This is a genomic window from Mycobacterium sp. SMC-21, from assembly GCF_045310825.1.
In the GTDB taxonomy this organism is placed as follows: Bacteria; Actinomycetota; Actinomycetes; order Mycobacteriales; family Mycobacteriaceae; genus Mycobacterium.
In genome coordinates, this window is sequence record NZ_JBJIAO010000069.1 from 1 (window position 1) to 9950 (window position 9950).

Genomic DNA, 9950 nt, shown 5'->3' on the forward strand with positions numbered 1-9950 from the left:
CTCAGCTCATTGTCCAGACCCGCATGAGATGTTCCCGCCCCCAGGAACAACGACGACACGGCCGCCGCCGCCAACAGCACCCGGTTGAATGCCTTCATAGTCCCCACTTTCTGGGCTCGATGTCCTGCACAAAAGCTCCCGCAGACGACGGGCGGCGTCGACAAACCAACACCGTAGTCTGTCGACGCCGCCCCGAATGCGCCGCCGACGCTCAGCATACGGCCTTCTGCCCGCTGGTGAGCTGTTCGAGCGCGTTTTTCCTCCAGTTGGCATCTGCCGCCCGAGGCCCGCAACTGCGTTGCGGGCCCTCCGTGCTTGAAGTCGGCCGATTTGGGGGTACCACAACACTCTTGTACCGTGGCCCGGTGCCGCTCAAGTGGTCGCACGCCAAGCACGACAGCGATCGGTATCGTCTTCGGCGGCGAAGTGGCCACCGCCGACTTGAGCGCGCTACTGGCCAGTAGTGATCCTGTTCTAATGCGGGCTGCTCGGTCGGTTCGTGTGTATTGGTGGCAGTCACCGCCGTGACGGAAGGCGATCAGTCGACGACTCGTTGTCTGTGGCCGATGCGACCTGTTCGTCCTGGCCGAGGAGCCCGGTTTGGTGTAATGCGTAGAGTGCTGCGGTACATACGAGCCCTACCGCGGTCAGCGACATCCACAGCAGGGAAGGTTGGCCGTGCTGCCGGGTGTAACCAAATACCGAGCCGGTCAACAGGTTTCCGGCGAGGATCCCGACCCCGACGATCGTGTTGTACAACCCGTAGTGCGTGGCTACCAAACGGTTACCCGCCAGCCTGACCACTGTGTCCATCTCAAACGGGAAGGTCGCGATGGTGCCGACAGCCAGCAGAGCCGCAGCCAGCAACAGGGCAACGGTCGCGGGAATCGATCCGGCCGCGCCGGCCGATGGCAGCAGCGCCAGCGGTACGAAGGCAACCGCGATAACCAGCATCCCGATCACCAAACTGCGACTTGGTCCGAACCGTGCCGATAGCCAGTCGGTAAGTCGCACCTGTCCGGCGATCGCCACCAGCCCGGACACCACAAAGATGCCTGTCACCAACGCAGTTTCGGATTTCTTGTCGGCGGTCAGCAGCGACGCCTGGAAAGGCAGCGCGAGGTACACCTGGAAGGTCAGCACGTACGAGCCGATCATTGCGCCCGAAAACAGCAGGAAGGCCTTGTTGGACATCACCGACCGCCAGTCGGCCAGCACTGGCTGCTTGTCCGGGTTCTGTTCGGCTCGGCTCGGCGGCAGCGCCGTCAGTTGGATCACTGTCAGGACGGCGAACACCGCGGCGGCGACGGCGCAGGTGATCCGGAAGTCCCAAGCCGTCAATGCCAGACCCACGATCGGTCCGAACAGGATACCTGCCTGGTAGAAGACGTTGAAGACGGCGAAGGCTTCCACCCTGCGATTCCCCGAATCCGCCGCCAGGTAGGCGCGCACCGCGGGGTTGAACAGGGCACCCGCGAAACCTGTTGCAGCTGAGGCAATCAACACCGCAGGTAGCGAGTCTACGAAGGCCAGCATCAGGAATCCGGCTGTGCGCAGAAAACAGCCGGCAACGATCAGCGGCTTGTATCCGAACCGGTCGGCCAGGGTGCCACCCACCAGGAACATGCCCTGCTGGGAGAAGTTCCGGACCCCCAGGACCAGACCCACCGTCCACGCCGCCAAACCCAATGGCCCCGCCAGGTATCCAGCGAGGTAGGGCATCAGCATGTAGAAGCCGACGTTGATGGTGAATTGATTCACCATCAGGATCTGGCTGGCCCGGTCGAAAGAACGGAACTGACGGAAAGTCCGAATCATGCCTGCCGGCCGATCGGATCGATCACCCGAGTCAGTCTGGTCCATCGATCCACCACTCGCGCGGACGGATCATCGATCACATCGGGCTCCTGCGCCGGCGGACGATCGAGCAAATCATGTTTGCGGCAGTAGTCATCGTCGTAAATGGTGCCGTGGTAGCGCATCGGACCGTCGGGAAACACGGCGGCGACACGCGTACCAGGAGCAGATGTGCGGGCTACCCACCCCGCGACCAATGCCACCGCCCCCACACTCCACCCACCGCTGGCATGGTATTTAGCGGCCAAGGTTCGTGCGGCCCAGACGGCCTCATTCGGCGCGACCCAATGGGCTTCGTCGAACGCGGGATAATCGACGTTACCCGGGTAGATGCTCGACCCGAGGCCACGCATCAGCCGCGTGCTGGCGGGCTGCCCGAATATCGTAGAACCGATGGTGTCGACCCCCACCAGCCGCAGATTCGGATTGTGTTCCCGCAGCACACGTCCCACGCCCGCCGAGTGCCCACCGGTGCCCACCGAGCACACGAGTGTGTCAACGGTGCCCAGCTGATCGATCAACTCTTCGGCGACGCCGCGGTAGGCATCGACATTATCGGGGTTCTGGTACTGATCAGGACACCACGAATCCGGTTCAACGGCAAGGATTTCAGCGACACGATCCTTGCGAGCTTGTTGCCATCCGCCGATCGGGTGCGGTTCGGTCACGATGTCGACCTGCGCGCCGTAGGCGGTCAGCATCTGAACGATGATCGGCTCCATCCCCGGATCAGTGACCAGGGTTACCGGGTGCCGGTAGATGATCCCAGCCAGCGCCAACCCCAGCCCCAGCGTTCCACTGGTTGATTCGACGATCATCGCCCCAGGCTTGAGGTCCCCACGGTCCCGGGCCTGCTCCACCATATATAGAGCGGGCCGGTCCTTCATGCCGTTGGGGTTGTGCGCCTCCAGCTTGGCCCAAAATCCGGTGTCAGATGTAGCAAAAGGTTCCGACACCCACAACACCGGGGTGTTACCCACCAACGTGTTGGGGTCGTGGAACTTCGGTCCCAGGTGAGTGCAACTACGACGAGAAGACAGAGCAATACTGTTGTTCATGAAAAATTCCCTGTGTGAGGGCCGCAACGATACGGCCGAAAGGTAGTAACGGGCGCTTGAGCCGCACCGGCGATACCACGATCGCTCCAGCAGCCGAACCCGACCCTCAGCAGCGAATCACACACAAATCAGTAAGAAGGACCCGCCCGAAGCGCGGAATCCCCGGGCAGCGGCGTCGCCGAGGCGATCCACGACACTCACGCCCAGACCACAGCGCCCCGAGAGCACCAGCGCCCAGCATCACACCCACGGTGACCAACACCCGCAACGGACCATCCGTTCGGACACTCAACGCAGGTACGTCAAAAACCGAGCACCACGCCGCATGCAAGGTACTGCCTACATGCGGATGCGCCGTCATTGCGGCGACATTGATTGCCGGCGCTCCAGCGATCGTGATCGGTGCCTGATGATGCTGAGGTGCGCGGAGGTGCTGTCCACGGTCACCGATGCAGTGCGCCAGCGGCAAACTGGCAGTAATGCCGACCAGCAGCGCCACCAACCACAGCCGCACCCGACTGCGACAGCATCGGCGGCCCCAGATCCTCACGGCCACAAAACTACCATGGCCCCAATGCCCCTAGCGGGTATGTGATCAAATCGTCACGCAATGCCGCGACGCGCCGAGCCGTTTCGGCCCACCCCCGCAAACCTTCCAGCACAGCGCTTCATGGCCGGCGCTGTCGCGGCGGGCGACACCGGACATGCATACCCCCTACGGGTGTGCGTGGCGGTGTTAAGGTAGGGCGATGGCGCTCACAGGTGACCGTGCCTGCGCCCGTGGCAGACTCGCCGCGGGCGCAGTGTGGGTGCTGCTGGCGCTCGCTGTCGCGCTGATCCCAGCGCTCCAATGCCCCCCGACTCACGATTTCGAGGGCCAGCATGTTCCGCGTGCGTCGCTGATACCCGCAGCGCAGGGGCTATCTACCGAGATTGCCGCCGCCCACACCGTCGATGTTCACCAGGAATGTCAACTGCCAGTGGCCGCCTCAGCAATCATGGCTACTGCAGGCGTTGGGCGCGGATGGGGAGTGCCGGCGGCGCTTGCGGTCGTCCTGTCAATGGCATTGCGGGCAGTGCGGTCGCCGAACACCCGCGGCCCGCCGTCACGCACTGCGACCTGGCTTCTGCATGGCGGTCGTGAGCGACTGCGGCATTTCTGCGTGATGCGGAACTGACTGACGATACCCACGGCCCTCAATCCCGGGGCCGCTGGTACCGGCAATCATCCATCACGGCCACCTCAACGGCGGCCCACACGCAAGGAATCCCTATGACTATCAAGGCTGTTCATCGTTTCGCGGTAGCGATCGCCGCACCAGCGGCCGCCTCCGCACTAGCCCTCTCCGCTCCGGCAACCACGCAAGCGGCAGGCCATGGTGCGGCACCGCCAGCCACATTCAGTGCTCCAACGCGACCCAGTCCCGGCCACCACGACAAGTGCTGGTTAATCCCACCGCACGGCAATTGCGACAGCGGCCACGGCGGTTGGGGCGGCGCGCACGGAGCCTGGGGCGGCGGCCAGGGCGGCCAGGGAGGCCATCGCTAGTGTTGCGTGTCGTTAATTCATTTACGTTTGGTTGGCCGCAAGAATTAGCGGATGTATACGGCCGCAGCATTGCAGTTGCGTGATGGTGACCGGGCTCGACTGGAGTCGTTGACACGGGCTTCGACGGTGAAGGCAGGACTGGCGACCCGGGCGCGGATCGTGCTGCTGGCCGCCGACGGTATGCCCAATACCGATATCGCCGACCGGACGGGCACCACGCGGCGCACGGTGCTCGAATGGCGTGGCCGCTACCAGGATTGCGGTATCGAAGGACTCGATGACGATCCCCGGCCGGGGCGTGCGGCGGTGATCGACGAGATCGCGGTGTTGTCGGAAACATTGGCGGACAGGGGCAAACCGCCGGCCCATCTGGGGGTCACGCACTGGTCTGCACGGTTGATGGCCACCCGGTTGGGAATTTCATTCGCCTCCGTGGCTCGCATCTGGCGCAAATGGAACATCCAGCCGCACCGGGTGGAAACCTTCAAGTTCTCCACCGACCCGGAGTTGGAGGCCAAGTTGCGTGAGGTGGTCGGGCTGTATCTGGACCCGCCCAAAGGAGCGGTGGTGGTCAGCGTCGATGAGAAATCCCAGATCCAGGCCCTGGACCGATCTCAGCCGATTCTTCCTCCACGATCTCGGGGGAACCACACTTCGGCGTCGGGGTCGAGCTGGCCGGTCAGTTCCTCGTTATCGCTGGGGACAACCCCGAACGGATCCGCAACGAGAAAGCCTTCGCAAAACTCTGTGGCGTGGCCCCACAGCCCGCCAGCAGCGGACGAACCACCGGCCGCCATCGCCTCTGCCGCAGCGGCGACCGCCAAGCCAACAGTGCCCTCTACATCGTCACTATCGTGCGACTACGCCATCACGAGCCGACCCGCGCTTACGTCGAACGACGTACCAACGAAGGACTCGGCAAAAGAGAGATCATCCGGTGCCTCAAGCGCTACATCGCCCGGGAGATCTACGCCAACCTCCCACGACCACAAGACAACTCACTGACCCGAACAGCCAACCCGCCGCGGCTTGACAAACATAGGAGCAGCGAACGCTACAACCGGACGCTGCAATGCGAATGGTCCTATCGCCGGGTTTTCGTCTCCAACGCAGACCGCGCCCGAGCCCTTGCACCTTGGGTCGAGTTCTACAACACTCAACGCCGCCACAGCGCACTCGACGGACTACCACCCATCAGCCGACCGCGACCAACCTGATGGCCGAGTACAGCTAGGGCTTATTCTTGGCGCCGGCAACGAATTCGGGGCGGCGGCGGCAGACCAGGGTCTCCTGGTCTTGTCGGCGCCGTCGCCGTGTGCAAGGAACTTCATACGGCACATCAAACTCGGAAAGGTGGGGACCATGAGGGTGGTTGGTCGGGTGCTGTTGGCGATGGCAGCGGCGGTGTCGTCGCCGTTCCTGGGCGCGGGGGCGGGGACGTCCCATGCGGGTCTGGACAATGAGCTGAGCCTGGTCGATGGTCAGGATCGGACGTTGACGGTGCAGCAGTGGGACACGTTCCTCAACGGGGTGTTCCCTCTGGATCGCAACCGGTTGACGCGTGAGTGGTTCCATTCGGGCCGGGCCAAGTACAACTGCGCTGGTACGGGTTGTGATGAGTTCGCGGGCACGTTGGAGTTGGGTTATCAGATTGGTTTCCCATGGTCGCTGGGTGTGGGGATCAATTTCAGTTACACCACACCGAACATCCTGCTCGATGATGTGACGCCGGCGACGTTCTTCCCGGGCACCATCGGCAGCGGTTTCGGTGGCATCATCACGCCGAACCTATTCCCGGGTGTGTCGATTTCTGCTGACCTGGGCAATGGTCCGGGTATCCAGGAAGTCGCGACGTTCTCGGTGGACGTGTCCGGCCCGGCCGGTGCTGTTGCCGTCTCGAATGCCCATGGCACGGTCACTGGCGCCGCCGGCGGTGTTCTTCTGCGTCCCTTCGCCCGGCTGATCGCCAAGACCGGTGATAGCGTCACCACCTACGGCGAACCATGGAACATGAACTAGACATGTGCTAGTGACTCTCCTGGACACTGCAGATGAACTGTCGTCCGTCGCAAACTTCATATGACACATCATCAATCCGCAGAAGGTGGGGACCATGAGGGTGGTTGGTCGGGTCCTGTTGGCGGCGGCGGCCGTGTCGTCGTTGTTCCTGGGGGCGGGAACATCTCATGCGGGTCTGGACAATGAGCTGAGCCTGGTCGATGGTCAGGATCGGACGTTGACGGTGCAGCAGTGGGACACGTTCCTCAACGGGGTGTTCCCTCTGGATCGCAACCGGTTGACGCGTGAGTGGTTCCATTCGGGCCGGGCCAAGTACAACTGCGCTGGTACGGGTTGTGATGAGTTCGCGGGCACGTTGGAGTTGGGTTATCAGATTGGTTTCCCATGGTCGCTGGGTGTGGGGATCAATTTCAGTTACACCACACCGAACATCCTGCTCGATAATGTGACGCCGGCGACGTTCTTCCCGGGCACCATCGGCAGCGGTTTCGGTGGCATCATCACGCCGAACCTATTCCCGGGTGTGTCGATTTCTGCTGACCTGGGCAATGGTCCGGGTATCCAGGAAGTCGCGACGTTCTCGGTGGACGTGTCCGGCCCGGCCGGTGCTGTTGCCGTCTCGAATGCCCATGGCACGGTCACTGGCGCCGCCGGCGGTGTTCTTCTGCGTCCCTTCGCCCGGCTGATCGCCAAGACCGGTGATAGCGTCACCACCTACGGCGAACCCTGGAACATGAACTGAGCCTGTCTGATCCGCCCCGGCGTGTCTGGAGAGTTCTTCTTTTGGGAAGGATGGGTCCATGGCTGCAGGGACGTCGAGACGGCGGTATCCGGAGGAGTTGAAGGCGCGGGCGGTGCAGATGGTGGCCGATCTGCGCAGTGAACCGCCCCGACTTTGTGCGCGCCTTCTTTTGAGGGAAGGTTGTTCGCATTATGGCGAAGAGGTACGACGAGAAGTTCAAGGCCAAGGTGAATCGCCCCGACTTCACCAGGTCGTCGCGGGTGAGCTCGCCGGCGGGCGTGTCAAATGGTCTGTGTAAGTCCTGTTAACGGAAGGATCGCAGGACGTGACAACAGGCAAGAACATGGATGCATCCCTGGTTGAGGCGGCTTCCACGGTGGAGATGGCCGAGGCGCTTCGGGCGTCGGGCGCGGTCGATGATCTGCTGGCGCAGATCGATACCGGCGAGGTCGCGCTGACCGGTGAAGGCGGGCTGCTGCCCGGGCTGATCAAGCTCGCTCTCGAACGCGGGCTGGCCGCCGAGCTGACCGATCATCTGGGATACGACAAAGGTGACCCGGCCGGTCGGGTGCTTCCCAATGCTCGCAACGGCACCTCACCCAAGACCGTGCTCACCGAAGCCGGCCCGGTGCCCCTGGATGTGCCGCGGGATCGCGATGGCTCGTTCACCCCCACACTGGTACCTAAAGGCACCCGTCGTATCGGCGAGCTCGACGACATGATCATTTCGCTATATGCAGGCGGAATGACGTTGCGGGACATCCAATTTCATCTTCAATCGACGATCGGGACCGAGGTGTCGCACGAGACGATCTCCAAGATCGTCGACGAGAGATCTCCGATGAGGTGCTGGCCTGGCAGCGCCGGCCGTTGGAGCCGCTGTATCCGGTGATCTACCTCGACGCGATGATCGTGAAGGTCAAAGACGGTGGCCACACCCGCAACAAGGCCGCGCACATCGCGGTGGGCGTGGATATGGCCGGGGTCAAGCACGTTCTGGGGATCTGGGTCCAGCCCAATGAAGGTGCCTCGTTCTGGGCGTCGGTGTGCGCGGACCTGGCCAATCGGGGTGTCAAGGACGTGCTGATCGTGTGCTGCGACGGGCTCACGGGCTTTCCGGAGGCGATCGCCGCGACCTGGTCGCAGGCCGCGGTGCAGACCTGCGTGGTGCACCTGACTCCGCAACGCGCTGCGGTTCGTGTCCTACGGCGACCGCAAGGCCGTGGCCGCGGCGCTCAAGCCGATCTACACCGCACCCGATGCCGACGCTGCCCGCGTCGAGTTGGACGCGTTCGCCGCCTCGGAGCTGGGGAAGAAGAACCCAACGGTGACAATGGTTTTCGAACGGGCATGGGAGCAGTTCATCCCGTTTTTGGCGTTCCCGCCCGAGCTGCGCCGGGTGATCTACACGACCAACTCAATCGAGTCGTTGAATATCAGTTGCGCAAGATCATCAAGCACCGCGGCCAGTTCCCCAACGACGCCGCAGTGGTCAAATTGCTGTGGCTGGCGATCTGCAACATCGAAGACAAACGCGCCGCCGAGCGGGCCAAGGAACGCGGCCAGAAACAGGGCCGCACAGCCCCTGGACGGCTCGTGGAAGGGCAGGTGGTCACCAACTGGAAGAAGGCACTCGTGAACCGCCCCAGGTTTTCCGCCGCTGCTATACGGGTTGACGCTCTCGGTCGAGGGCGCTGTAGTGGGCGTGCTCGTACTCGGTTGGGCTGACCATGCCGAGACTGGAGTGCAGCCTTCGGTTGTTGTACCACTCGACCCAGGCTGCTGTCGCGTACTCGACGTCGGCGATGGTCCTAAACGGCCCCGGGTGGAACACTGTGGTTCGGATGCATTCGGTCTTGTACAAGCCGTTGATCGTTTCCATCAGAGCGTTGTCGTAGGCATCCCCGACGCTGCCAATGGAAGGTGAAATCCCTTCCAGTTCAAGGTGTTCGGTGAAACGGACCGACGTGTATTGGCTTCCGGCGTCGCTGTGGTGGATGAGCTCGCCGGCTGCGGTGGGATGACCTTCGTGACGGCGCTGCCACACGGCCATCCGCAACGGGACCATCACCAGATCGGTGGTCTTGGTGGTGGCCGCGTGCCAGGCCACGATCCGCTGAGCGAACACGTCGACGATGAAGGCCACGTAGACAAAGCCCGCCCAGGACCGCACGTAAGTGAAGTCGGTGACCCATACCCGGTTCGGGACGCTCGCATGGAAGTTGCGGTTGAGCAGATCCGGGGCGCGGCGCCCGTCGGTGTCCGGGATCGTGGTGCGCACCTTCTTTGACCGCCGTATGCCCTGCAGACCCAACGTGCACATCGCCCGGTGCACCGAGCCCGCCGAGGCCTCTGGCAGCGCGGCACGGCGGATCAGGGCCGTCATCTTGCGCCGCCCGTAGAGCCCCTCGGGGGCCAGAACGCGCTTGCCGGCGGCGTTGGTGGTCCACGCCAGGCCACGCACAGCGTCGATGACCTGGGCGTCGGTGATGGTGCGGGCCGCTACCGTCCGGCCTGGTTGTTTCCAGGACCGGTAGGTGCGCGCGGCGATCTGACAGCCCTGCTCACACAAGACTCGGCAGATCGACTCGACCGCGTGCCCAGCGGCGCGTTGATCGTCGATGAACGCGAAGATCACCGGTTGCGGGGGTCGGTGAAAGTCGGCCCGGGACGCGGTGACAACCGTTGGGGCTGTTCCGTTTTCCCGGGCCGCTTCCCGAACCCG

The 9950-nt window shown here is 63.3% G+C and carries 5 protein-coding genes and 5 pseudogenes; 6 read left to right on the forward strand and 4 right to left on the reverse strand.

Annotated elements, in window-relative coordinates; translation table 11 throughout:
* The 3 genes and pseudogenes from ACJH6H_RS29155 to ACJH6H_RS29165 all read right to left on the reverse strand — a co-directional run.
* Nucleotides 1-98: pseudogene (locus ACJH6H_RS29155) on the reverse strand (porin); the annotation flags it as partial.
* Nucleotides 99-516: 418 nt separating this feature from the next.
* On the reverse strand, nt 517-1818 hold the full coding sequence (locus ACJH6H_RS29160; protein WP_061001302.1) for an MFS transporter: 1302 nt from the start codon (nt 1816-1818) through the stop codon (nt 517-519).
* Complete coding sequence (locus tag ACJH6H_RS29165) at nt 1815-2840, reverse strand: PLP-dependent cysteine synthase family protein (RefSeq protein WP_061010369.1); 1026 nt, start codon at nt 2838-2840, stop codon at nt 1815-1817. The genes ACJH6H_RS29160 and ACJH6H_RS29165 overlap by 4 nt, the downstream gene beginning before the upstream one ends.
* A 1675-nt stretch (nt 2841-4515) precedes the next feature.
* On the opposite strand from ACJH6H_RS29165, the pseudogene ACJH6H_RS29170 reads away from it, so the two are divergent.
* The 6 genes and pseudogenes from ACJH6H_RS29170 to ACJH6H_RS29195 all read left to right on the forward strand — a co-directional run.
* Nucleotides 4516-5091, forward strand: a pseudogene (locus ACJH6H_RS29170) (IS630 family transposase); the annotation flags it as partial.
* A gap of 29 nt (nt 5092-5120) precedes the next feature.
* A pseudogene (locus ACJH6H_RS29175) lies at nt 5121-5435 on the forward strand (transposase); the annotation flags it as partial.
* Between the two features lie 78 nt (nt 5436-5513).
* Nucleotides 5514-5681 (forward strand): annotated as a pseudogene (locus ACJH6H_RS29180) (integrase core domain-containing protein); the annotation flags it as partial.
* A gap of 145 nt (nt 5682-5826) precedes the next feature.
* Nucleotides 5827-6483 (forward strand): MspA family porin, encoded by a 657-nt coding sequence (locus ACJH6H_RS29185; protein ID WP_406776331.1) that lies wholly within the window; start codon nt 5827-5829, stop codon nt 6481-6483.
* A 94-nt stretch (nt 6484-6577) separates the two neighbouring features.
* On the forward strand, nt 6578-7225 hold the full coding sequence (locus ACJH6H_RS29190) for an MspA family porin (protein WP_406776332.1): 648 nt from the start codon (nt 6578-6580) through the stop codon (nt 7223-7225).
* 325 nt (nt 7226-7550) lie between these two features.
* Nucleotides 7551-8953 (forward strand): annotated as a pseudogene (locus tag ACJH6H_RS29195) (IS256 family transposase).
* Here ACJH6H_RS29195 and ACJH6H_RS29200 read toward each other — a convergent pair.
* Nucleotides 8889-9950 (reverse strand): IS3 family transposase (locus ACJH6H_RS29200; RefSeq protein WP_406776333.1); only part of this gene is annotated, 1062 nt, incomplete at its 5' end. The pseudogene ACJH6H_RS29195 and the gene ACJH6H_RS29200 overlap by 65 nt on opposite strands.